This window comes from Alcanivorax sp. HI0044, from assembly GCF_001634945.1.
In genome coordinates, this window is record NZ_LWEZ01000120.1 from 1 (window position 1) to 704 (window position 704).

Consider the following 704-nt stretch of genomic DNA (forward strand, 5'->3'; position numbering starts at 1 on the left):
AACAGGAAGTTAGCGGTATAGGTTTCCTGTTCGCCGGTTTTTTCGTTGGTGGTTTCCACCGCCCAATGATTGTCAGCACTGGACCAGTTCGCCTTGATTACCTTGCGGCCAAAACGGATATGTTTTTTGACGCCGTACTCTTCCGCCGTGTCTTCCACGTACTGGCGAATAGAGTTGCCATCGGCCAGCACCTTGGGCTCGGTCCAGGGGCGAAAGCTGTAGCCCAGGGTGAACATGTCGGAATCAGAACGAATGCCCGGGTATTTGAAAAGATCCCAGGTCCCGCCGATACGTTCACGGCGTTCGAGAATCGCGTAAGTGCGATTCGGCGCCTTGCGGGTCAAATGGCAAGCGGCACCAATACCGGAAAGGCCGGCGCCAACAATCAGTACATCAACGTGTTTATTGGACATATTCTTTACCTCCAGCCATTCAGGCTGCCAGATCCTCGCAGTGCAAACATTGACATTGCTCAATGGCACGGTTCAATGGATGACAGAATAGCCGTACTGGAGGGGATGAGAAAAGGCCAAAACGGGCCGTTAATTGGCTCTGGAGCCCGGAAAAACTGCCGCTACGGACGAAAGCGAGGCGCAACCGGCATAAACACTGGCGTTAGCCGCTCCGCCAAACAAGGCCACCTTGATCAGTAACGGCCAGCGTTCTGCTCCAGGCAGTCCTGTTTGAAGGCTTGAATCATGTAA

At 53.7% G+C, this 704-nt stretch carries 1 protein-coding gene; it reads right to left on the minus strand.

Annotated elements, in window-relative coordinates; genetic code table 11:
- Positions 1-413 (minus strand): NAD(P)-binding protein (locus tag A3730_RS01490; protein ID WP_156500772.1); only part of this gene is annotated, 413 nt, incomplete at its 3' end.
- Positions 414-704: the final 291 nt, after the last annotated feature.